The 24,000-nt window shown below is 58.2% G+C and carries 19 protein-coding genes; 9 read left to right on the top strand and 10 right to left on the bottom strand.

Annotation, left to right across the window (positions count from 1 at the left end; translation table 11 throughout):
• Positions 1-3 precede the first annotated feature (3 nt).
• From AB5Y92_RS05335 to tapM, 4 genes are read right to left on the bottom strand one after another with little or no spacing between them, the layout of a single operon-like run.
• Positions 4-537, bottom strand: a complete 534-nt coding sequence (locus AB5Y92_RS05335) for a pilus assembly protein PilP (protein WP_005335020.1) — start codon at positions 535-537, stop codon at positions 4-6.
• Complete coding sequence (gene tapO / locus AB5Y92_RS05330; protein ID WP_368225861.1) at positions 534-1,133, bottom strand: PilO family type IV pilus biogenesis protein TapO; 600 nt, start codon at positions 1,131-1,133, stop codon at positions 534-536. Before tapO ends, AB5Y92_RS05335 begins: the two co-directional genes overlap by 4 nt.
• On the bottom strand, positions 1,130-1,708 hold the full coding sequence (gene tapN / locus AB5Y92_RS05325; protein WP_005353997.1) for a PilN family type IV pilus biogenesis protein TapN: 579 nt from the start codon (positions 1,706-1,708) through the stop codon (positions 1,130-1,132). Before tapN ends, tapO begins: the two co-directional genes overlap by 4 nt.
• Positions 1,696-2,757 carry a PilM family type IVa pilus assembly protein TapM gene (gene tapM / locus AB5Y92_RS05320; protein ID WP_368225859.1) on the bottom strand — a complete coding sequence of 354 codons (1,062 nt, stop codon included), beginning with the start codon at positions 2,755-2,757 and terminating at the stop codon, positions 1,696-1,698. The genes tapN and tapM overlap by 13 nt, the downstream gene beginning before the upstream one ends.
• Positions 2,758-3,057: 300 nt before the next feature.
• On the opposite strand from tapM, the gene AB5Y92_RS05315 reads away from it, so the two are divergent.
• On the top strand, positions 3,058-5,529 hold the full coding sequence (locus AB5Y92_RS05315) for a penicillin-binding protein 1A (RefSeq protein ID WP_368225857.1): 2,472 nt from the start codon (positions 3,058-3,060) through the stop codon (positions 5,527-5,529).
• A gap of 49 nt (positions 5,530-5,578) precedes the next feature.
• Here AB5Y92_RS05315 and oxyR read toward each other — a convergent pair whose 3' ends face one another.
• The 4 genes from oxyR to AB5Y92_RS05295 form a co-directional block, all read right to left on the bottom strand.
• Positions 5,579-6,478 (bottom strand): DNA-binding transcriptional regulator OxyR, encoded by a 900-nt coding sequence (gene oxyR / locus AB5Y92_RS05310; RefSeq protein WP_368225855.1) that lies wholly within the window; start codon positions 6,476-6,478, stop codon positions 5,579-5,581.
• A 156-nt stretch (positions 6,479-6,634) separates the two neighbouring features.
• Complete coding sequence (locus AB5Y92_RS05305; protein WP_158112943.1) at positions 6,635-8,275, bottom strand: methyl-accepting chemotaxis protein; 1,641 nt, start codon at positions 8,273-8,275, stop codon at positions 6,635-6,637.
• 172 nt (positions 8,276-8,447) lie between these two features.
• On the bottom strand, positions 8,448-9,092 hold the full coding sequence (locus AB5Y92_RS05300) for a DsbA family protein (protein WP_279496745.1): 645 nt from the start codon (positions 9,090-9,092) through the stop codon (positions 8,448-8,450).
• Between the two features lie 75 nt (positions 9,093-9,167).
• The gene (locus AB5Y92_RS05295; protein ID WP_058055949.1) at positions 9,168-10,028 is read right to left on the bottom strand and encodes a Vmh family MBL fold metallo-hydrolase; all 861 of its coding nucleotides are present in this window, start codon (positions 10,026-10,028) and stop codon (positions 9,168-9,170) included.
• Positions 10,029-10,154: 126 nt separating this feature from the next.
• On the opposite strand from AB5Y92_RS05295, the gene AB5Y92_RS05290 reads away from it, so the two are divergent.
• Positions 10,155-11,054, top strand: a complete 900-nt coding sequence (locus tag AB5Y92_RS05290) for a LysR family transcriptional regulator (protein ID WP_368225854.1) — start codon at positions 10,155-10,157, stop codon at positions 11,052-11,054.
• Positions 11,055-11,120: 66 nt separating this feature from the next.
• Here AB5Y92_RS05290 and AB5Y92_RS05285 read toward each other — a convergent pair whose 3' ends face one another.
• Complete coding sequence (locus AB5Y92_RS05285) at positions 11,121-11,900, bottom strand: BPSS1780 family membrane protein (RefSeq protein ID WP_368225852.1); 780 nt, start codon at positions 11,898-11,900, stop codon at positions 11,121-11,123.
• 301 nt (positions 11,901-12,201) lie between these two features.
• On the opposite strand from AB5Y92_RS05285, the gene AB5Y92_RS05280 reads away from it, so the two are divergent.
• Complete coding sequence (locus AB5Y92_RS05280; RefSeq protein WP_368225850.1) at positions 12,202-13,023, top strand: peptidoglycan DD-metalloendopeptidase family protein; 822 nt, start codon at positions 12,202-12,204, stop codon at positions 13,021-13,023.
• A gap of 88 nt (positions 13,024-13,111) precedes the next feature.
• On the opposite strand, the gene AB5Y92_RS05275 is transcribed toward AB5Y92_RS05280, so the two are convergent.
• Positions 13,112-14,449: an MATE family efflux transporter gene (locus tag AB5Y92_RS05275; protein WP_368225867.1), complete on the bottom strand. Its 1,338-nt coding sequence runs from the start codon at positions 14,447-14,449 to the stop codon at positions 13,112-13,114.
• 155 nt (positions 14,450-14,604) lie between these two features.
• Between AB5Y92_RS05275 and mscM the strand changes: the two genes are divergently transcribed.
• The 6 genes from mscM to AB5Y92_RS05245 form a co-directional block, all read left to right on the top strand.
• Positions 14,605-17,886, top strand: a complete 3,282-nt coding sequence (gene mscM / locus AB5Y92_RS05270) for a miniconductance mechanosensitive channel MscM (RefSeq protein ID WP_368225848.1) — start codon at positions 14,605-14,607, stop codon at positions 17,884-17,886.
• A gap of 24 nt (positions 17,887-17,910) precedes the next feature.
• Positions 17,911-18,594, top strand: coding sequence for a glycerophosphodiester phosphodiesterase (locus tag AB5Y92_RS05265; protein ID WP_203118624.1), 684 nt, complete (start codon positions 17,911-17,913; stop codon positions 18,592-18,594).
• Between the two features lie 154 nt (positions 18,595-18,748).
• Positions 18,749-20,626 carry a methyl-accepting chemotaxis protein gene (locus AB5Y92_RS05260; protein ID WP_040066871.1) on the top strand — a complete coding sequence of 626 codons (1,878 nt, stop codon included), beginning with the start codon at positions 18,749-18,751 and terminating at the stop codon, positions 20,624-20,626.
• A 509-nt stretch (positions 20,627-21,135) separates the two neighbouring features.
• Positions 21,136-22,920: a fumarate reductase (quinol) flavoprotein subunit gene (gene frdA / locus AB5Y92_RS05255; RefSeq protein WP_005362288.1), complete on the top strand. Its 1,785-nt coding sequence runs from the start codon at positions 21,136-21,138 to the stop codon at positions 22,918-22,920.
• Entirely contained in the window at positions 22,913-23,647 is a 735-nt protein-coding gene (locus tag AB5Y92_RS05250; RefSeq protein ID WP_005335057.1) for a succinate dehydrogenase/fumarate reductase iron-sulfur subunit, read from the top strand. The genes frdA and AB5Y92_RS05250 overlap by 8 nt, the downstream gene beginning before the upstream one ends.
• A gap of 16 nt (positions 23,648-23,663) precedes the next feature.
• A partial coding sequence (locus tag AB5Y92_RS05245) for a fumarate reductase subunit C (RefSeq protein ID WP_368225847.1) occupies positions 23,664-24,000 on the top strand: 337 nt, incomplete at its 3' end.

The raw sequence follows: 24,000 nt of genomic DNA, 5'->3' as shown, positions 1-24,000 counted from the left end.
TGATTATTGTTTTTCTTGCACATTGGCCATCGCCAACTGGGTTTCTCTTGTTACCCAGCACCCCTTCCCGTCCGGAATGGTTTCCAGCAAATCCACGGCAGTGTCAGTGATCTTGATGACCCGGCCCTGATCAAGCCCCATATACTGGTTGAGCCCGACCCGCATCGATTTGCCATCCGGGGTGCTGATCAAGGCCCACAACTGCCCCGCCTTACCCAAAGAACCATGCATCGACAGACTGGCCAGCGAATAATTTTCCAGCACCTCTTTCTCACGATCCATCAGGGTCTGAGCACAATCCGGCTGGGCCTTGGCAGTGCTTGTGCTTCCGACCGTCGCCTCAGGCTGGGGAACCATGAAGGGGCTGCGCAACTCGCGTTGCTGGTAGTGCATGGGGGCAAAAGGCTTCAGCTCGGGCAAGGGCTCGATAGGTATGGGCGGCCTTGCTTTGGTCTGGGCGACATAGCTATCCATGTCCTCCTGGCCACCACACGCCGCCAGCAAGAGGGCAGGTAACAACCAGCAGATGCGTCTCATTGTTTCGGCTCCACTGTTTTACCGTTGTACTTGTAGGTCTTTGCCAACATCGACATCGAAATCAGCTCCCCTTCATCCTTGCTCTGACCCAGAGTGAAGGAGTCAAGGATGACGATACGGGGCAAAGCGGCCATGTCAGCGGTGAACTTGCCAATTTCATGGTAAGTGCCCACGACTTCGATACGCATCGGTAGCTCTGTCGAAAACTCGTGCTTGACCTCGGGTTCCCAGTTGATCCGGTTCAATTTCAAGCCATTGTCGGTAGCAATAAAGCTGATATCGTCCAGCAGACCGGCGACCTCATGGGTATTGGGCAACTGCTTGAGTTGGGTATCAACCAGTTGCTCAAGCTGGACCATTTGTGCCTTGTATGCCCCCAGGTTGGCAGCCAGCATCGCCTTGCTTTCAAACTGGGCTTTCAGTTCGGTCTCTTTCCCCGCTTCCTGAGTCAAACTGGTCAGTGAGTTGGCAATCACGTAGTAGTAGATGGCTCCACCGCTCAACACGCAGCAGAAAAAGATGAAGACCCCTTTTGCCCATTTTGGCCAGCTTGCTATGTCATTGATATCCAACTCGTTGAGTTGCTGAAGGTTCATTGTTGCTCCTTGGCCACATTCCCTGCAGCCGCAGCATTGTTGGCGATCAGGAACATCATGGAAAACTGGCTCAATGACACTGGCGCAACATCAGCCGCAAAAATAGTGCTTATCTTTGCCTGACCCAGCCAGCCGGAACCATCAATCCGCCGCATCATGCTGGCCACCCGACCATAGGCTTCGGTCTTGCCATTTACATCAATAATATTGTTCTGCATCGAGAGGGTGTTGAGGTAAACCCCGTTGGGCACCAATGAAGGCAGCTGATTGAAGAGGCGGACGGGCACATTGCGGCGCATCTGCAACTGCTCGATGAGCTGCATCCGATCGATCAGTTCCTTGCGACGCTCTTTGAGCAGACGGATCTCCCCCAGCTGGGCATCCAGAATAGTCATCTCCTGAACCAGCCGCTGGTTGCGCTGCTGCTGGGCGACGATCTGGCGATCAACCAGCCAGTTGGCAAAAAATCCCAACGCGACCGTGGCCAGCACAAAAATCCCCAGCAAGGCCCCGAACTGTTTCTTTTGGCGCTGGGCCCGGGCTTCACGCCAGGGTAGAAGGTTTATATTTGACATGGTGTGAAACTCCTCAGAGCCAACCCGAATGCCGTCATATATTTAGCACCATGTACCAGCTCGGCCTCCCCTTTCGGTTTGCCAAACAGAGCGAACAGATCCGGGTGCAACACCTCGCAATTGACCTCTTCTTTTACCTGCACCAACAAACCGGGTAGCAGACTGCCTCCCCCCGTCAGCACCAGTTTTGCGATGTCGCGATAACCGGATGAACTGCAAAACAGCTGGATATTGCGCCGCACTTGCTGCAACAGCGAGTTGATGTGGGGCATCAGCACATCCAGCTCATGGTCAACAGGCAAGGTACCTTTGGTTTTAGCCTGCTCAGCCTCATCCAGCGTCATGCCATAAAAGGAGGAGAGCGCCTGGCTGTACTGATCGCCGCCGAAGTTTTGCAAGCGGGAGTAGATCACCTCCCCCTTGACCAGCGCCGCAAAGGTCATGGCACTGGCACCAATGTCGATCACTCCGATTGGCCGTTCACTCTCCTGCAATTCGGGCAGACAGGCCACCACGGCACGGCCCAGCGCGTGGGCGCCCACATCCACCACCTTGACGGCAATACCGGCTTCGGCAAGGGCGCTGACCCGGCCGTTGACACTCTCGGTACGGGCTGCGCTCAGCAGCACATCCTGACGATCTTCACTGTTGTTGGTGCTCAGCACCTCAAAATCGAGACTCACTTCATCGAGGGGGAAGGGAATGATCTGCTCGGCCTCCAGCTGCACCTGACTCTCCAGCTCCTTGTCGCTGAGGCGGGCATCAATCTGGATCACCTTGGTTATCACGTTGGAGCCGGTCACCGCAGTGGCGGCATAGTCGCTGTGAGTTGGAATAAGACGCTTGAGGGTCTTGAGAGTTTGGCTGACGCGCTCGATATCCTGCAATTGATAGTCAACAAGCGTCCCTTTCGGGGTGGCAATATCGGCTACAGATTCGAGATGAAGCTTGCCGGGTCGGCCACTGAGGGTAACGGCCTTGATGGTCTGGCTGCCAAAATCAATACCCACCAGAGGAAGGAGGGATCCCTTGTTAAAAAGCCCAAACATATACACATCCATGCGTTATTTGGTTTTATTCCTGAACAGAGTGTAGGACACCCGATCAGAGGAGTGCTTCACTCATCCTAAATGCTCTAACTATCAATGTCATAAAGTTTATGCCGAAAAGTGGCCCATCTCGCTTTCTTCATGGCAAGTGGCCCTCCTTGGTTATTGCTCCCCGTAGTGCTAACCTCTCGCATCCTTTTGAGGTGGGTGGCTCGCCACAGGAAAACCTCGAATTCCCGATGGCAAAAGGGCTATACTCTGCGCCCGTTGGCTAATTTTAAGACGATTGGTAGTTCTTCCATGCTGAAATGGCTCGTTCGCCTGTTTATTGTCATGATGCTGGGTGCTGTGCTGGGTGTTGCCAGCCTCATCGGTATCTACTTCTATATCAAACCCCAACTGCCCGATGTCACCGCACTGCGTGACGTCAAGCTGGCAACCCCGATGCGGGTTTACAGCCGGGATGGGGAGTTGATCGCCCAATATGGCGAAATTCGTCGCATTCCGCTGCGTCTGGACGAAATTCCGCAACCCATGATCGATGCCGTACTGGCGACCGAAGATGCACGTTTTTATGAGCACCCGGGCATTGACCCGATTGGTATCATTCGAGCCGCATCCGTCTGGGCTGTCTCCGGCCATGCCCGTCAGGGTGCCAGTACCATCACCCAGCAGGTTGCCCGCAACTTCTTCCTGAGCAATGAGAAGACCATCATCCGCAAGATCAAGGAGGTCTTCCTGGCCTGGCGGATCGAGCAGAATCTCTCAAAAGATGAGATCCTCGAACTCTACCTCAACAAGATCCCCCTCGGTTATCGCTCCTTCGGGATCGGTGCTGCGGCACAGGTTTACTTTGGTAAAGAGGTCAAGGATCTGGGACTGGACGAGATCGCCATTATTGCCGGTCTGCCGAAAGCCCCCTCCATGCTCAACCCCATTCGCTCCCCCGAGCGCGCCTTTGCGCGCCGCAACGTGGTGCTGGGCCGGATGCTGGAAACGGGCAAGATCACCCAGGCCCAGTTTGACGAAGCGTCCAAAATGCCGATCAAGGCCCGTTTTCACGGCGCCGAAGTGACCCTGCACGCCCCCTATCTCGGTGAGATGGTGCGCCAGAAGATGGTCGAGCAGTTCGGTGAAGATGCTTATACCATGGGCCTGCACGTCTACACTACCGTCTCTGCCGAGCGTCAGCGGGCAGCCAGACAGGCGCTGCTGGATGGCGTTTTTGCCTATGATATGCGCCACGGCTATCGCGGCCCGACGGCTCAGTTGTGGAAGGCTGGCGAGACAGCCTGGGATTACGAGCAGATCGTCGCTCACCTTGGCAAGCAGCCCACTTATGATCCGCTGATGGCGGCGGTCGTGACCAAGCTCGGTGATCGCAGCGCCACGCTGGTACTGAAAAATGGCAAGGAAGCAGAGCTCGGCTGGAATGGCATCAAATGGGCTCGCTCCTTTATTACCGACGACCGTCAGAGCTATGCCCCGAAATCGGCGCGCGATGTGCTGAAAGTCGGCGCCCAGATCTGGGTGCGGGAAGAGGGCGAAGAGTTGCTGCTGGCCCAAATCCCGGACGTCAACGCCGCGCTGGTTGCCATGAACCCGAAAAATGGGGCACTGGAAGCACTGGTCGGTGGCTTCAGCTTCGAACTCTCCAAATTCAACCGGGTCGATCAGGCGCGTCGCCAGATCGGTTCCAATATCAAGCCTTTCCTCTATGCGACCGCGCTGGAGCATGGTTATACCCTGGCGTCGCTCATCAACGATGCGCCGATCAACCAGTGGGATCCGTCAAAAGGGCCCATGTGGCAGCCCAAGAACTCCCCGGCCGTTTATGATGGCCCCACCCCGCTGCGTCTGGGTCTGGCCAAGTCCAAGAACGTGATGTCGGTTCGACTGATGCGCGCCATCGGTCTGGATACCTATATCGACGGTCTGACCCGCTTTGGCTTCCCCCGCGACTTCATCTCTCCCCATGAGTCGCTGGCACTGGGCGCTGCCGAATTCACCCCTCTCGAAGTGGTGCGTGGTTACTCGGTACTGGCCAACGGTGGCTTCCTGGTGACCCCATACTTCATCGACAAAGTGACCGACAGTCTGGAGAACACCCTCTATCAGGCCAATCCTGCTATTGCTTGCACCACCTGCGAACAGCAGGCCGCGCCCGAGCAGAGCACACTGCCGCAGACAACTGTTGATGGAGCCGCACAAGATGGCACGCAGACCCCTCTCGCGCCAACCATCGCCCCGCATACCATCAGTGCCCAGAGCGCATTCCTGATCACCGACACCCTGAGCACAGCCATCTGGGGGGGCAACGGCTGGCGTGGTACCGGCTGGCGTGCAGCCCGCGACCTGAAACGTCACGACATCTCCGGTAAAACCGGTACCACCAACGAATCGCGGGATGCCTGGTTCTCCGGCTACACCCCGGACATCGTTGCCACCTCCTGGATCGGTTTTGACAACCACCAGCGTGGTCTTGGCCGTGCCGAATTTGGCGGTGGCGCCGCGCAGCCTATCTGGATCGACTTCATGAAAGTCGCCCTCAAAAAGCTGCCGGAGCACAAGATGCCGGTTCCCGAAGGGATCATGACGGTGAAGATTGATAGCGAAACCGGCCTGCTGGCAACCAGTGGCGGAACCGACGAATACTTCAAGGAAGGTACTGAGCCGACCCGCTACGCAGCACCGAGCTCGGATGGCAATCAGGTCTACGGCGGTGACAACCCCGATGTAGAAAGGCCTGTCTCAACCGACGATATCTTCTAAGCTGCTCTCGCGGCAGAAGCAAAACCGGCAGCCTTGGCTGCCGGTTTTTTTATTGGACCAACTGCTTGGTCATCAGCGTGGCGATCGAGGCCGCCAGCTCGTTGAAGCAGGGGCGACGCACCGAGTAGTGGCGATAGAGCAGCGAGATGGTACGCCCCGGCACAGGGTCAACCACAGGTCGATAGCTCACCCCGCCCTCATCATGATCGGCAGGTACGGCCAACTTTGGCACCAAAGTCATGCCACTACCGGCGGCCACCATGTTACGCAGCGTCTCGAGACTGGTCCCCTTAAAGCGTTGATCCTCACCTATCCCGCCGGCGAAACAAAATCCCATCGCCTGATCCCGCAAACAGTGGCCATCGGCCAGCATCAGCAATTTCTTGCCCTTGAGATTACCAAGCGGCACCTGTTTGGCCTGTGCTTCGGGGTGATGGCAAGGCACCGCCAACCACATCGGCTCATGATAGAGCTGGATTGAACCAAACCCCTCCATCCCAGGCATCTCGGCCAGAATGACGCAATCCAGCTCCCCCTCTTCCAGCCGTTTGAGCAGGGTTTGGGTCTGCTCCTCATAGAGGTAAAACTCCAGCTGGGGAAAACGCTCACGCAGGGTCTGGATAATGCGGGGCAACAGGTAGGGGCCCACGGTCGGAATAAAACCGATATGGATCTCCCCGGACATCGGTTCGGAGAAGTGCTGGCCGATGCTCTTGAGCTCGCGCACCTCCTTGAGCACCCGACGCGCCTGATGGGCCATGGCATCGCCAGCAGGCGTAAACAGCACCTTGCGCGAGGTACGTTCGATCAGAATGACCCCGAGTTCATCCTCCAGCTTGCGCAGCTGGCCGCTCAGGGTGGGTTGACTGACAAAGCAGCGTTCAGCGGCTTTGCGAAAATGTTTTTCCTCATCCAGCGCCACCAGATATTCGAGATCGCGAAGATTCATACAGCAAGAGTCCTGCCTGGAAAATGGGCCATCAGCATGCACAATATCGTCCGGCGGGACAAGTCATCCGCTCGCGGTGAACCTCTCTGGCTGCCCCTCCAAAACAGAAAAGCCCGATCACCTTGCGGTAATCGGGCTGTTTGACTCGCCGAGGGATTACACCCTGAAACGGCGCACCATATCCTGCAACTGGGTAGCCAAATGGTTCAACTCGTTGCACGCCTGAGCCATCTGGGTGGCACCGGCGGCCACCTCTTCGGAAGCATGGCTGATATTGACCACGTTACGGTTGAGCTCCTCGCTCACTGCTCCCTGTTCTTCAGTGGCCGTTGCAATCTGGATGTTCATGTGAGAGATGCTGCTGACTGAGCCACTGATCTGGGAGATGGACTCGCCCGCTTCCCGCGCGGTAGCGACCGTGGTATTCATCAGCTCCTGACTCTGTTGCATGGTACTGCCGGCCTGTTCGGCACGCTGCTGTAACTCGGCAATAATGGTGTTGATCTGGGAGGTGGAGTCCTGAGTGCGCTTGGCCAAAGTACGCACCTCATCCGCCACCACAGCAAACCCCCGTCCCTGCTCACCGGCACGGGCCGCTTCAATGGCGGCGTTCAATGCCAGCAGGTTGGTCTGTTCAGCAATGCCGCGGATCACCTCCAGCACCATGCCGATATTGCGGCTGTCATCGCCCAGTTGGCGGATCACCACCGCAGTGCTCTCGATAGCACCGGCGACCCGCTCGATGCGCAGAATGGAGTCATTCACCGTTTGCGCACCAATCTCTGCCGTTTCGCTGGCCGAGGTGGCGGCACTGGCCGCATCGCTGGTGTTGCGAGAGACCTCCTGCACCGTAGCCTGCATCTCGTTCATCGCCGTCGCCAGCTGGTTCAGCTCATGTTGCTGAGCATTCATGTTATTGGCTGACTGGCTGGCAACAGAGCTGATCTCCTCCGCAGCGGAACTCAGTTGAACCACAGAGCCCGATACTTCACTCACTAGGGTGCGCAGATTGGTCTGCATCTCACCAAACCCTTTGGCAAGGGTTCCCAGTTCATCATTGTTGAACTGCTGCATATCGATACGGGAGGTGAGATCACCAGAGGAGACACGACGGGTCTGTTCCAGTAACGCCATCACGGGGTTGCGGATCTGACCAGTCAGCAGCCAAGCAATTGCCACCACAAAACCCAGCGTCACCAGACTGACGATGACGCTCATGGTTCTGGCACTGCTGTAGAGCGCCTCCACATCTTTTGTCATCTGGGCCGCAATCTCGTTATTGATTTCCCGCAAGCGGAAGGATTTTGCTCCCACCTCCTCCAGAGCGACCCGGGTTTCGTTTTTGCGCAGACTTCTGACTCGCTCCAGATCGCCAGCAGCAAAGGCGCTCAACAATTGGTCATGCACCGCAAAATACTTGGCCCCCGCCGCAACCACCTGCTCATAAACCTGTTTCTCTTCGCCAGTAGCGAAAGGTAAAGCACCGTATTTTTGGGCGGCCTGTTCAAACTCCTGCTTGGCCTTATTGAAGGTCAGAGTGCGATCGCTTACCTCTTGATCATCCTTGTTCAAACCACCAATGACCTGGGCCAGCTCTGAGCGGCGCGCATCCAGAATGGCAACATGCATCTGGCTGGCATAGCGGGTTGACGGGAGCAGGTTGTCAGTGATGGTTTCGGTATCACCATAGAGCTTTGCCAACTGACTGATGGAGAACCAGGCCAAGCCCAGTACCAGCAGTGCCAGGATGGCGAATCCGGCACTCAGTTTCTGGCCGATAGACATGTTTTTGAACATATGGGGGCTTCCTTGAAATGAGTCTGCACTCCCGCAACATCCGCCGGGAATGGTCACATAGAGCATAGTCTGCAAGCAGAAAGTCGAAGGCTTTCATATCGCTTCTGCATACAGGAATATCGGCCCGTTCATTCCAATTCTAAAGAGACCTTGTCCGTTCACATTCTAATAACTATTCCATCAACTCAAGAAGATGCTGACGCAACCCGGCAGGATCGCCCAAAAAGTCAGCCACTCGAACAGCACTCACCTTACCGTTGTGCATCAACCCAAGGGTGGGATAACCCTGACCGCCCAGCCGTTTCATCCAGCCCTGGCTATCTGCCAGATGTTGCAGCAAGGGGGCCTGCAGATATGATTGCTGGAATGCCTCGGCTGCAATCCCCTGCTCTGCCGCCAGCGTGGCGAGAAACGCAGGTTCACCAATCCAGATCCCGTCCCGATAGTGGGATTGCTGGATCCGGTGCAACATGACCAGCCCATCGCCCCCCAACGCCGTGACGGCCAAAACCGCACGGATCGGCGGCTCGGAGTCCAGCAGACAGCCTTCCCGCAGCAGCAGTTCGTTAAAGTAGCGTTCGCCAAAATGCTGGCCGGTCAGCGCTTCGATCCGCTGATCATGGGGGCGCACATAATCACGCAATGCCTCGCCCATCGGCTGACGGCGGCTACCCATCCAGAGGCCGCCCGCATGCAGCTCGATCTTGAGTCCGGCAATGGTGGCTGCCGCCTGCAACAGGGGGGCGGCACCGTAGCACCAGCCACAGAGCGGGTCATAGACATAATGGAGGGTGGTTTGTTGTTCGCTCATCTTCATTCTCACTTCAATCTCGGATAAAAAACCGGGCCCTTAGGCCCGGTAAAAAAACACAGGGAAAGCAGGCTCAGTGGCTTACCACTTCATCTCGCCGGTATTGACCTTGGCACCGATGGCCAGACCATCGTCAACCGGCAGTGCCGGATAGGCCTTCTTCAGAGCCTCTATCAGCTCACCAGAGTTTTTCGCCTTGGCCAGCTCCTGTTCGAAACGCTCTACATAATCGCGGGTAAAGCTCACAGCAGCAGTGCCTTTGGGAGCAGTGCCCAGGAAGTGGCCCGGTACCACACGCTCGGGTTTCAGGGCCAGCAGGTTATCCAGCGCCTTGACCCAGTTGCTGCGGGCCGCCTTGGTCTGGCTGTCGGCCATCCAGACATGCACTCCGTGGTAGACCGGCACACCACCAAAAGCAGTCTTGATGGAAGGGGCCCAGAGGTAGGCATTCGGGGTATTCATCTCTTTGATTTCAATCTTCTCGCCATCCAGCGTCAGGTGGCTGGCGGTCATCACTTGCGGCACGGTCAAGCTCTTCGGTGCGCCCTTGCCGAGGATCGGGCTCCAGTAGCTCAGCTTGGCATCCTTGGTCTGGTTGATGTGGTCAACCACATGCTGATCGGCCAGCACTTTGACATCCGGGAACGCAGCCATGACCGGCTCCAGACCGAAGTAGAAGTCGGGGTCACCGGCACTGATATAGACAGTGGTCAGCTTCTTGCCACTCTTCTTGATCATGTCGACCAGCGCCTGGCCATTCTGCACGTCAAACTGGGCATCGATCAGGATGGCCTCTTTGTCACCGGTCACCAGTGAGGAGGAGACCGGGAAGATCGCCTTCTCGCCAGGGTTGTAGACGGTCACGCTCAGGGGGGCGGCCAGTGCGGCGCCACTCAGCAGGGTGGTCGCCAGAGTCAGGTTGCGGATCAGGGTGTTGTTCATCATCTATTCCTCATTAAGTATTCGGGGGTTCATTTGATGGACACAGTGTATTGGATCTAATAAGGTGCAAATACAGCATAAAAAGCGCATCACTGTTGCACATATCGAACATATAGAGAGCCATACATGGATCGACTGAACGCATTGCGGGTCTTTGTCAGCGTAGTCGAACAAGGGAGCCTGAGCGGCGCCGGAGAGAAACTGGATATGTCGCGCGCCATGGTGTCACGCTATCTGGCCGAGCTGGAGAGCTGGATGGGCGCCCGCCTGCTGCACCGCACCACCCGTCGTCTGAGCCTGACCGGGCCGGGAGAGGAGGCGCTGAACCGGGCCCGCGCCATGCTGGCGCTCGGCGAAGAGATGGAGCAGATCGCCGTGAAGGGCGATGACGCCCCCAAGGGACAACTGCGGATCACCAGCAGCTACTCCCTGTCAGAAGCGCTGCTGGTCGGGGCTGCCAACGACTATCTGGCGCAATACCCGGGGACGGCCATCGACATTCTGCTGCTCGACAGAACCGTCAATCTGGTAGAGGAGCGGATCGATCTGGCGGTCCGCATCACCAACGACCTCGACCCCAATCTGGTGGCGCGTCGTCTCGGCACCTGCCACTCGGTAGTCTGTGCCAGCCCGGCCTATCTGGCCCGTCATCCGATGCCACACAAGGTGCAGGATTTGGCGCTGCACAACTGCCTCACCTACACCTACTTCGGCAAGAGCCTGTGGGAGTTCAATGGACCGGATGGCCCCGAGTCAGTGCCGGTCAGCGGTAACCTGAGTGCCAATATCTCCAATCTGCTGCTGGAGGCAACACTGGAAGGTGCCGGGATCAGCCTGCAACCCCGCTACTCGGCACAACCCTATCTGGAGCGCGGGGAACTGGTACCCCTGCTGACCGACTGGCAGCCCAAGCGGCTCGGCGTATACGGGGTATATGCCACCCGCAAGCAGATGTCGCCACTGCTGCGCAGCTTCCTCGATTTTCTGCTGGCTCGCATGGCGGCGGATCCCATCTGGCAGGAGTAAGCACTCCGCACACCCAAACATAACGAAGGGGCCGCTGCGGGCCCCTTCTTCACTCTGATCCCTTGATCAGGCTTCAAATCCGAATGGTTCTGAGTGCGGCGCTTCTGGCTGCGCACTCTCGTCGAGGAAAATATCCCGATAAGCCACATAGATGGAGTAGTTGAGCGCCGGGATCACCACCAGCAGACCTACCAGCAACAGCACAGCGCCAAACAGCAACAACATGGCTGAGAGCAGCCCCCACCAGAAGAAGGGCCACATATTGCGCCAGCAGCCAGCAAAGCTCAGGCGTACGGCCTGGATGATGCCGATATCGTGGTGGTAGATCAGCGCCGGAGCAAAGGTGACCCCCATCAGCACGGGAATGATGAGCAGCATCCCCACCAGCAATACCAGCAGCAGTTGTTGCAACTGGCTGGCTGAGGCCACCATGCTCTCGGGATCCTGCGTCAACAGCGGGAGCAGCCCCCACATGGAGAGCAGACCGAGACAGACGAGGCCAACCAGGCTGAACAGCAGCAACACCAGCAGACCGCCTAGCATCAGCGGGGTCAGCTTGTAGCGAAAACCGGCGAAGAGATCGGCAAACTGCAGCGGCTCCCCCCGATAACCCCGAGCGGCGACCGCCACCCAACCCGCGCCCCATACCATGTAGAGCAGCTGGGAGATAAGGCCACCCGCCGGCAGTTGCTCCAGCAGCATGCCCACCATAAACCAGACCAGCACCATGGCTACGCTGATCCCCATCCCCTTGTTGAAGATATCGAACCCGCTGCGAACCCAGAGCCAGCCACGACCTGTCGTGTACCGGGCCGGTGTGGTGCGCAAAGGGGGTAATCCGTTCATATCGTCTCCTCGGAGTGTCGGTGGCATCAGTGCCGGAAGCAGATTCTAGAGCCAGGGCGGGGGCGACTCAATGGCGAAGCAACCCGACCACGACATAAAACCTGACGCAGCTATGCACAAAAGGGGCGTCAGCCACGCCTCGCCTCTGGCTGCCCCGACCATAACGAGGCACAATCTGCTCCCTCCCCCAGCCGCGTCTGTCATGGCCAGCATGTCGTGGTCACCCTTTAGTGATCTACGAATGCCGGACAGGGGGTTGTCATCCCGCCATCCCGGGCGTTTTAACATCGAGTGTATCGTCATGAGAGTTGTTTGTTGTCTGTTGTTGTTACTGGCCAGCCAGTCAGCCCTGGCCGAGGGTTTTATCAGTCGCCTGCTCAACCATCCGGTGCCGGGTGGCGTTGCGGTGATCCCTCTTGGCGCGTCACCCACTGCCCCCACGGCCCGCTATCACGACAAACCCGTGCTGGTGGTGCGTGAAGACAACCAGTGGATCGCCATCGTCGGCATCTCTCTGAAAAGCACGCCCGGCGCCCAGCAACTGAGCACAGGTGATGGCCGTACTCTCGGCTTCACCGTGACCCCCAAGCACTACCGCGAGCAGCACATCAAGCTCAAGAACAGCCGTCAGGTCAATCCGCTCGCCGAGGATATGACCCGCATCAACCGAGAGCTGGCAGAGCAGACCCGGGCTTACCAGACCTTCAGCCCCAACCAGCCGAGCAACCTGATGTTCGACAAGCCGGTCAACGGCCCCCTCTCCAGCCCGTTTGGCCTGCGTCGCTTCTTCAATGGCGAGGAGCGCAATCCCCACTCCGGCCTCGACTTCGCAGTGGGCGCCGGCACCCCGATCAAGTCCCCCGCCGCCGGCAAGGTGATCCTGATCGGTAACTACTTCTTCAATGGCAATACCGTCTTTGTCGACCACGGTCAGGGGCTCATCAGCATGTTCTGCCACATGTCAAAGATCGATGTGAAGCTCGGCCAGAGCCTGCCGCGTGGCGGCATCATCGGGCGAGTCGGTTCGACCGGCCGCGCTACCGGCCCCCATATGCACTGGAACGTCAGCCTCAACGACACCCGGGTCGATCCCGCCATCTTTATCGGCGCCTTCAAGCCCTGAATCGGCAGAGCCCGTTAACAAAACATCCTCTAACAAAACAGGCAGCCCATGGCTGCCTGTCTGCTATCTGCACGTCGAACCTGATTACCTATCCGGCCAGCGCGTGGGCGCCGGACTCCCGACGCATCGCCCGCCACATCACCAACACCAGCAATGAGCTGCACGTTGGCAATGCCAGCCAGACCCCGGGCACGCCCCACAGGGTCGAGAATCCCCACAAGAAACCGCCTATCAGCACCAGCTTGCCACCGGTGAGCAGGGAGGCGATCCGGGCCCGATTGATGGCTTGGAAGTAGGTGGCCCCCACCAGCAGCAAGCCCTCCATCGGCAGCCCCCAGAAGTAGAGCCAGATCCCGAGGCTCGCCACCGGCAGCAGGGTTGCGTTGTCGCCGGCAAACAGATAGACCGCCGCCTCCGGCCATAGATAAAGCGGGAACATGGCGCACAGGGCGATCCCCAACGTCACTTCGAGTGCCAGATTGCGGATCCGCAACACCCGCCGCCAGTGACCGGCGCCCGCGTTGAAGCTGGCGATGGGTTGGATACCCATGGCGATCCCCTCGAACACCAGATAGAAGAATGCCTCGGTGTAACTGATCACCCCGTAGGCCGCCACATGCAGCGAAGTGCCGACCGCCAGCAACGCCTTGTTGTGCAGCGCCAGCACTACCGAGAGATAGAGGTACATCAGAAAACTGGAGACCCCGAGGCGCACCGTCTCGCCCATCAGCCGCAGATCGGGGCGCAAGGTGTCCCAGCTTATCCGCAGCCGGCTGCGCGGCGTGAAGAAGTGCCACAGGCAGGCAAGGCCCGTCACTGCCTGGGAGAGCATAGTGGCCGTCGCCACCCCGGCCAGTCCGAACGGAAACACCACCATCAGCAGATAGTCGAGCAGCACGTTGAGCAGCCCCCCGACTACCATGATGAGGGTGACAAATCCGGGGCGGCCATCGTTGCGCAGCAGCGAGCTGAACGCCATCGACAGCACCGCAAAGACGCCCAGCCAGGCGTAGGCCTGCAGGTAGGAGAGCCCGGCGGTGAAGATATCCCCCTCCGCCCCCATCCAGGCCAGCATGGGCTCGCCATAGCGGATCCCGATAAAACTGAGCAGTGCCGAGGCCAGCAACACTATCACCAGGGCATTGCCGACGATATGGCGGGCTTTGGCCGGGTTGCCCTGCCCCAGATAGAAGGAGACCAGCGACGAGGCCCCCATGCCGATCAGCGCCCCCACCGCATAAAGCACGGCGCAGATGGGATAAGCCAGCATCAGACCGGCCATGCCATCCTGACCCAGCACATGGCCAACGAAGATGCCATCGATGGTGACATAGATGCCGGTGATCAGCATGGCCGCCACGGTCGGGGTTACGTAACGCCAGAAAAGGCGAGATAGCGGGGCTGTGCCCAGATCAACAGCTGACATATTCGACTCGGTGGAGAGAAAGCGGCCGGGATCATAGCGAAACGGCAGCACGACTTCCTGTTATTTGTGTTATGAATCATTAATATAGACTGCTTTACCCGCCTCCCTGCCCTGTTTTAGGCTAGGGCCACCTCTTCTGAACGGAAACGAGCCTCATGTTGCAACGCCTGCTCACCCTCTTGCTGCTCTCCCTTCTCTTGTTGCCGCCAACCGTGCGCGCCGACGATGCCATTGCCCAGGCCGAATCCCTGTTGCAGAGCGTGCCCAAGAGCGATACCCCGGAAAACCAGAAGCTGCGGGAGAGCTACCAGCAGGCACTGCAATTTGCCAGAGAGGCCGAGCGCTACCGTGAACAGAGCAAAGCCTATCAGCAGATCCTTATCGATTACCCCAAGGAGTCGGCACGGCTCAAGGAGAGCCTGCACAACTATCAGCCCGCCGCTCGCCCGCCGCTGGCGAGCCTCAAGGAGGAGGCGCTGCGCCAGGCCATTGGCCTTAGCAGCAACCGCCAGCTCAACCTGCGCAAGGAGCGGCAGGGGGTAATGGACAGCCTCAACCAGCTGGAGAGCACCGGGCAGGAGTATCACCTGCGGGTGGATGATCTGCGCAAACAGCTGCAACTGACCCGCAGCCAGCTGGAGCGACTGAGCTTCAGCAGCGAATCGGATCGCCAGCAGGAGGCACAACTGCTGCTGACCAGAATGAAGGAGCAGAGCCTCTCCGACCGGATCCAGATGCTGGAGCTGGAGCAGCTCTCGGCCCAGCAGCGCAACGATCTCGGCAAGCTGAAACTGCAGGAGCTCAATCTGGCCATCGCCGACGAGGATGAGTGGCAAGCCAGCCTGCTGACCCAGCAGAACCAGCTGCGGCGGGAGAAGACCGAGCAGGCGCTGGAGGAGAGCGAACGGCTGCGCAAACAGCTCACCACCGACATGCCGCTGCTGTTGGAGCAGCAACAGCAGAATCAGGCGCTCTCCATCCAGCTCGGCACACTGGAAGATCAGATTGAGCGGGTGCAGGACGAGCAGCGCAGCGTCGACAAGAATCTGTTTGAGCTGAATGAGCTGGTCAACTCGGTACGCGAACAGCTGGAGTGGCTGCAGATCAGTAATGCCTACGGCGAGAACCTGCGCAGCAAACTCTCCGATCTGCCCCCCCAGTTCCCCCTCGACAAGCTGGAGTCCGCCATCGTCAGCGCCCGCATGGCCAAGTACCAGTACGAGAGCGAGCAGGATGGGCTCAAGGATACCCGCCAGCTGCGCGACAAGCTGATGGCCGAAGAGGAGGTGACGCTGGATCGGCCACAGCAAGCTGTGCTCGACAACCTGCTCAAGGCCCGGCGCCAACTGCTGACCCGGCTCAACGACGCCTCCGACACCCTCATTCAGGAGCAGACCCGCCTCAAACTGCTCTACAGCCGCCAGAACAGCAAGATCGACGAGATCCGCGAAATAAGCGCCAGCCACCTGTTCTGGATGCCCGATGTGCGCCCCTTTACCCCGCAGGTCATACTCGGCATTCCTGCCGCGCTGACCCTGGCCTTCAACCCGGATAACTGGTTGCAACTGCCCTACGCCATCGCCGAGAACAGCCCGCTGAGCCTCACGCTGGCCGGTATTGGGCTGCTGGTGCTGGCCTGGAGCTGGTTCAAGCTGGCCCGTCATCTGAGCCTCTATTGCGACCATATTGCGCCGCGGATCGGCAAGGTGACCCAGGACAAATTCAGCCTAACCAGCCGCTTGCTGCTGCGCTCCCTGCTTGCCGCCCTCCCCTTGCCCGCAATGGTGCTGATGGTGCGCGGCCTGCTCGAAGGGGCCTGGCAATACCCGTTTGCGGTGGCGGTGGCGCGCGGTCTTGGCGAGATCTGGTTTCTGCTGCTGGCGCTGGTGATGGCCCGCCATCTGACACTGGAGCGGGGGATTTTGATCCACCACTTCCGCTGGCCCCGGGAACAGGTGCAAAAGGTGTGGGGGCAGTTTCGCACCCTGCTGCTGGTACTGATCCCGAGTTTCTTTGTGCAGGGGATGGCCAACAGCTATCAGGAGCACGCCTTCTACGACTCCCTCGGCCGGATGGCCTTCATGATCGGTGCACTCTGGCTGCTGCTCTTCTTTGCCCGTCTCAACCGGGAGCGATTGCCGCTCACCTGGGGCCAGACCGATATGACCAAGCCCCATCTGCTGCACCACTTCATCTGGAACAGCCTGATGCTGGCGCCGCTGCTGGCGGTGATCGGCGCCCTGTTTGGCTACTTCTATACCTCGCGCACCCTGCTGCGCCAGCTGGAGCTTAGCCTGCTGATGGGGCTGGGTTGCCTGCTGGTCTACTATCTGGCCAGACGCTGGATGCTGATCCAGCGCCGCCGCCTCGCCTTCGAGCGTGCCAAGAGCAAGCGGGCCGAGATCCTGGCCCAGCGCGGCCGGGAAGAGGGGCATGACGAGCTCAGCTCCGAAACCCCGGACGTGGTGGAAGAGACTGAGCTGGATCTCGATACCATCAGCGCACAGTCGCTGGGGCTGGTGCGCACCCTGCTGATGCTGGGCTTCACCATGCTGGTGGTGGTGCAATGGTCGGATCTCAACTCAGCCTTCAGCTTCCTCAGCAATATCGAGGTGTGGCAGGTGAGCAGCAAGATTGGCGGCATCGAGCAGCTCTCAGCCATCACCTTGCAGGATCTGATGCTGACCGCCTTCGTCTTCATCCTGACCGTGGTGACAGCCCGCAACCTGCCGGGGCTGATGGAGCTGACCCTGCTGCAACACCTCAGCCTCTCCCCGGGTACCGGCTTTGCCCTCACGACCACCAGCAAGTATCTGGTGATCCTGATCGGTGCCCTCACCGGCTTCTCCATGCTCGGCATCGACTGGTCGAAGACCCAGTGGCTGGTCGCCGCCCTCTCGGTGGGGCTGGGTTTCGGCCTGCAGGAGATCTTCGCCAACTTTGTCTCCGGCCTCATCATCCTGTTTGAGAAGCCGATCCGGCTCGGTGACACCGTCACCATCCGCGATCTCACCGGCACCGTCACCAAGATCAAGACCCGGGCAACCACCATAGTGGATTGGGATCGCAAGGAGATCATAGTGCCCAACAAGGCCTTCATCACCGAACAGTTCATCAACTGGTCGCTCTCCGATGCCATCACCCGGGTCAAACTGCGGATCCGGATTGGCCTGACCCGGGATCCGAAACTGGTGCAGCGCATTCTGGAGGAGTCCATCCAGGCATCGACCCTGGTATTGGAGACGCCGACGCCAGAGGTCTTCCTGATCGAATTCACCGACTCGGCACTGATCTACGAGATCCGCCTCTACGTCAACAACATGGATCACCGGATGCCCATCACTCACGAGGTTCACTCGCTGGTACTGGAGAAGATGCAGCAGCAGGGACTTACCCTACCCCATCAACAGATCGACATTCACTTGAGCCGCGGCTGATCCGCGAGGTAAAAGGAGCAGAACATGCAGATTATTGCCCATCGTGGCGCCAGCGGTCTGGCACCGGAGAACACCCTAAAGGCGATGGCCAAAGCGCTGGAGCTGGGAGCATCAGCCATCGAGATCGACGTGCAGGCGGCCGATGGCGAGTTGTGGGTCTTCCACGACCGGCGGCTGGAGCGCTGCACCAATGGCAAGGGGGTGCTGACCGAGCAATCCCGCTCCTATCTGGAGCAGCTCGATGCCGGTGAGGGAGAGGTGATCCCGACCCTGTGGCAGGTGATGGAGATCATCGCTGGACGCTGCGAGCTGCATATCGAGCTCAAGGGCGCCCATACCGCCGATGCGGTGGCAGCCCTGACCCGACGGGCAGAGGCCGAGCTGGGCTTTACTCCCGGCCAGTGGGTGGTCTCCTCCTTCCATCACCCGGAGCTGGCCCGATTTGCCGCCTCGCGGCCCGATATCCGGCTCGGTGCCCTGACCGCCAACCTGCCGCTCAACCTGGCGCAGTTTGCCGACAAGCTGGGAGCCTGGTCCATCAATTGCGATGTTGATTTCATCGACGCCGCGCTGGTCGATGATGCACATCGCCGGGGGCTCAAAGTTCTGGTTTATACCGTTGATTATCCAGAAGATTATGAAACGCTCTCTAGCATGGGGGTCGATGGAATCTTCACCAATCGGCCGGATCGCTTTATCTCACCATGATGAGACGATACGCGTATGGATAAGCCCCCATTTAGGCACTAACTTTAATTTGTTGACCGGGGTAAAAAAAGTTCGACTACGGCCGATAGTAACAAGGCTATAACAATAATCAGATGCCACACACTTCAGACTGACGCTCATCAAGGATGTAACTATGAACTTATCCATTAAAAACAAGCTTGTTCTGGCTATCGGGGTCATCATTCTGGTGATCACCGGCCTGCAGGTCTGGTACAACACCTCGCAACTGCGCAGCGAGACCCAGCGACTGGTCTGGAATATCATCGACGAAAGCTCCATGGCCAACGTCAAGGGGATCTCCCGCTGGGTCGACGCACGGATCAGCATGGTCAGCACCACCAAGGAAGCATTCGCCAAAGAAGATGAGCCCATCAGTCATCTGGCCCAGTCCATGAATGCCGGTGGCTTCGACCTGGTCTATGCCGGTACCGCTGACGGCAAAATGATCCAGAGCAAACCGACCGACTTGCCCGCCGGTTATGACCCCCGTCAACGCCCCTGGTACAAAGACGCAATGGCTGCTGGCAAGATGACCATCACCTCCCCTTATGCCGATATCTCCACCGGCCAGCTGATTGTCACCATTGCCGAGCCGTTCCAGCGCGGCAATACCCAGGGGGTCATCGCCGGTGACGTCTCCATCAGCTCACTGATCTCGGACATTCTGGCGGTCACCACCGAGGGCACCTACGCCATGCTGGTGGACAGCAATGGCACCATCATCGCGCACCCCGATGCCTCCCTGAGCCTGAAATCGGCCACCGCTCTGGCACCGGAACTGACTGCCGCCTACATCAATCAGGTCGCCCATGACGGCATGATCAACGAGCTGGTGATCAGCGGCAAGAAAGAGGTCTACGACTTTAATGCCATTCCCAATACCAACTGGTATTACGGCATGATGGTGGATGAAGAGATCGCCTACCAGTCGGTACGCCGCATGGTTACCTCCTCCCTCATTCAGGGGCTTATCACCATACTGATCGTGGCAGGCTTCTCCTATGTCGCCATCAACAGCTCGCTGGCCCCTCTGAAAACCCTGGGCGAAGCGATTGCCGATCTCTCCCGTGGCAACGGCGATCTGACCCGCCGCATCAAGATTGAACGTGAGGATGAGGTGGGTGCGGTTGCCAAACACGTCAACACCTTCATCGAGCGGATCCATGTGATGGTGCAGGATATCTCCAACTCCTCCGGCCAACTCAACCAACAGGCCAAGTCCTCCCACAGCATGGCGGAGAAGGCCAATCAGGGGCTGGCACGCCAGCAAAACGAGATCTCCCAGATCGCCACTGCGGTACACGAGATGTCGGCCACCGCAGTCGAGGTTGCCAGCAACGCCGAGCAGACCGCCGAAGCGGCCCGCAGCTCCTCCAGCAGCTGCGAGCATGGCAAACAGGTGATCGCCCGCAACCAGCGCTCCATCACCGATCTGGCCACCCAGGTGGAACAGGCCTCCAACATCATTCAGGAACTGGAGAAAAACGCTCAGGAGATCAACACCATCCTCTCCACCATTCAGGGCATCGCCGAGCAGACCAACCTGCTGGCACTCAACGCCGCCATCGAAGCAGCACGTGCCGGTGAACAGGGCCGCGGTTTTGCGGTGGTAGCCGACGAGGTGCGCGTCCTGTCACAGCGTACCCACAGCTCCACCGTCGAGATCCGCAATATGATCGAAACCCTGCAACGCAATACCCAGGGGGCGGTCAGCACCATGCACGAAGGCCAGCTGCTGGCCCAGAACAGCGTGGATGACGCCAACAACGCCACCCATGCGCTGGAGCAGATCACCACCTCGATCAACCAGATCTCCGACATGGCAACCCAGATCTCCAGCGCGGCTGAAGAGCAGCGGGCCGTCACCGACGAGGTAAGCCGCAACATTCAGGCGGTGAAAGATGTCTCGGACGAACTGGCAGTGGATGCAGACAGCTCACGCCATCTCTCTGAACAACTTAAAAATATTTCGGGTGAACTGAGTAATCAGGTCGGCATGTTCCGTATTTGAGCATGAGCAAAAGGGGCCGTACAGGCCCCTTTTATTTTTCTAAATAGCGCTTAATTTTCAGTGAGTAATCTCACATTACCCGCCAAATACCCCGCCTTGAAATCCTTGTAATTCATCTGGAATCATCAGATCACCGCCGTGGTCACCGCAGCATTTCGGATTACCTATTTCTATCCGAATAGATAAATGCCAATAATTCTCATTAAAAAATTACAATAAAAAACTTAAAATTTTTTTCGCGAGTACCTAAAAAGAGAGGTGATTCGCATTTTATTGAAAGAAAACTACGTACAATCCAGAAGTTAAAGTACTCGTAGCTAGGTGTTCAGCTGCTCAGTAACACCAAAAAATGACGATAATAACGACATTTTCATCCAGGGATTTGGGTGTTTTATAGAAAAATAACCAATAAAAAGGGAATAAAACCTAGCAGTTTGACTTGCATCAAGCCTGAATTTTTTTCATAGAGCAAAATCGTGCCCAGCAAATCTATCCCTAAGGAGGCAGATGTGGATATTATCAAGACCGATGTGGCCATCATCGGTGCTGGCGGTACCGGCTTACGCGCCGCTATCGCTATAGCCGAATCACAGCCAGACCTGGACATCGCCCTGATTTCCAAGGTTTACCCGATGCGCAGCCACACGGTTGCTGCCGAAGGCGGCGCCGCCGGTGTCGTCCGTGATGACGACTCCCTCGAAAACCACTTCAACGACACCGTCTCCGGTGGTGACTGGCTGTGCGAGCAGGACGTAGTGGAATACTTCGTCAACAACGCGACCAAAGAGATGATCCAGCTGGAGCACTGGGGTTGCCCCTGGAGCCGCAAGCCGGATGGTAAAGCCAACGTGCGTCCGTTTGGTGGCATGAAGGTTCCGCGTACCTGGTTCGCCGCAGACAAGTCCGGTTTCCATATTCTGCACACCCTGTTCCAGACCTCCGTCAAATACCCGAGCATCAAGCGCTTCGACGAGCATTTCTGCCTTGATCTGATCGTGGACGACGGCCGTGTCCAGGGCGTACTGACCTTCGACATCCAGAACGGTATCACCCGCTTCATCCAGGCCAAATCCGTGATCGTGGCAACCGGCGGTGCTGGCCGTGTCTATCGCTACAACACCAACGGTGGCATCGTCACCGGCGACGGCATGGCACTCGCCTACCGTCACGGCGTACCGCTGCGTGATATGGAATTCGTCCAGTATCACCCGACCGGTCTGCCGGGCACCGGCATCCTGATGACCGAAGGTTGTCGTGGTGAGGGTGGCGTCCTGCTGAACAAGGATGGCTACCGCTACCTGCAAGACTACGGCTTGGGCCCGGAAACCCCGATCGGCCAGCCGAAGAGCAAATACATGGAGCTGGGTCCGCGCGACCGTGTTTCCCAGGCATTCTGGCAAGAGCAGCAGAAAGGTCGCGTCATTCAGGGCCCGATGGGCGATGTGGTTCACCTCGACCTGCGTCACCTTGGCGAGAAGTACCTGAAAGAGCGTCTGCCGTTCATCTGCGAACTGGCCAAAGCCTACGTCAACGTGGATCCGGCCAAAGAGCCTATCCCGGTACGTCCGACTGCCCACTACACCATGGGTGGTATCGAGACTGACAACAAGTGTGCCACCCGTCTGCCCGGCCTCTACGCCGCGGGCGAATGTGCCTCCGTCGGTCTGCACGGTGCCAACCGTCTGGGTTCCAACTCCCTGTCCGAGATCGTGGTATTCGGCAAGCTGGCCGGTGAGCAGGCAGGTGAATTTGCCAAGACTCAGAAGCATGGCAACACCGAAGCCCTGGCCGCCAAGGCCGAGGCGCTCATCAAGCAGCACCTCTCCCTGATGGACGTAGACGGTACCGAAAACCCGGCTGATATCCGCAACGAGCTGGGCATGTCCATGGAAGCCGGCGTCGGTATCTACCGTACCGAAGAGCTGATGCAGGGCACCATCGACAAGATCAACGAGCTGAAAGCCCGTTACAAGAAGGTCAAGATCAACGACAAGTCCTCTGTCTTCAACACCGATCTGCTGTACGCCATCGAACTGGGTTACATGCTGGACGTGGCTGAAGCCATGGCGCACTCCGCCATCAATCGTAAAGAGTCCCGCGGTTCCCACCAGCGTCTGGATGGTTACGAAGAGCGCGATGACGTGAACTTCCTCAAGCACACGCTCTCGTTCTACCAAAATGGCGAAACGCCCTCCATCGATTACTCCGATGTGAAGATCACTAAGTCCCAGCCGGCAAAACGCGTGTACGGCTCCGAGGGTGAGAAACAAGACGAGGCTAAGAAGAATGGCTGAGATGATTGAAATTGAGATCCTGCGCTACCGTCCGGAACAGGATAACGAGCCCTGGATGCAAACCTTCCAAGTGCCCTACCAGAGAGAGATGTCTCTGCTGGACGCCCTGCAGTACATCAAGGATCACCTGGACTCTACCCTGAGCTTCCGCTGGTCCTGCCGGATGGCGATCTGCGGCTCCTGCGGCATGATGGTCAACGGTGTGCCCAAGCTGGGTTGCAAGGCGTTCCTGCGCGACTACCTGCCGGGCAAGATGACCGTCGAGCCGCTCAACAACTTCCCGATCGAGCGCGATCTGGTGGTCGACATGTCCGACTTCATCGAGAAGCTGGAGAGCATCAAGCCGTACATCATCCCGAGCGAGCCGCGCAGCCTGTGTGATGGCGAGTACATCCAGACTCCGGCCCAGATGGCGCAGTACAAGCAGTTCTCCCAGTGCATCAACTGTGGTCTCTGCTACGCGGCTTGCCCGCAGTACGGCATCAACAAGAAGTTCACCGGTCCGGCGGCACTAGCTCTGGCCTATCGCTACAACGTCGATAACCGTGATGCCGGTGCCAAAGAGCGTATGCGCATCATCAGCCAGGACGAAGGCGTCTGGGGTTGTACCTTCGTGGGCTACTGCTCCGAAGTGTGCCCGAAGGGCGTCGATCCGGCAGCGGCCATCCAGCTTGGCAAGGTCGAAAGCGCCAAGGACTACATGATCGCCATGTTCAAGCCAGATTGAGAGCAGGATTGAGACCATGAACAACACTGATAGCAAACGTAAACCTTACGTCCGCGAAATGAAGAAAGACTGGTGGCTGAAGAACGCCTTCTACACCGGTTACATGATCCGTGAAGGCACCAGTATCTTCGTCTCCATCTACGCCGTTGTGCTGATGTGGGGCCTGATGCGCCTGGTTCAGGGTCAGGAAGCGTTCAACGGCTGGCTGGAATCCCTGCAAAGCCCGATCGCTATCCTGTTCCATGTCGTCGCTCTGGCGGCGTGCCTGTTCCATGCCAAAACCTGGTTCGCCCTGGCGCCGAAAGCCATGCGTATCTTCCGTGGTGAAGACCTGGTACCGGAGAAGCCGATCG

It is taken from the genome of Aeromonas sp. R1-1, assembly GCF_040908495.1.
Classification (GTDB): domain Bacteria; phylum Pseudomonadota; class Gammaproteobacteria; order Enterobacterales; family Aeromonadaceae; genus Aeromonas; species Aeromonas veronii.
Note: the sequence above shows the minus strand (reverse complement) of the source record. Positions and strands in the feature narration are given on the sequence as shown.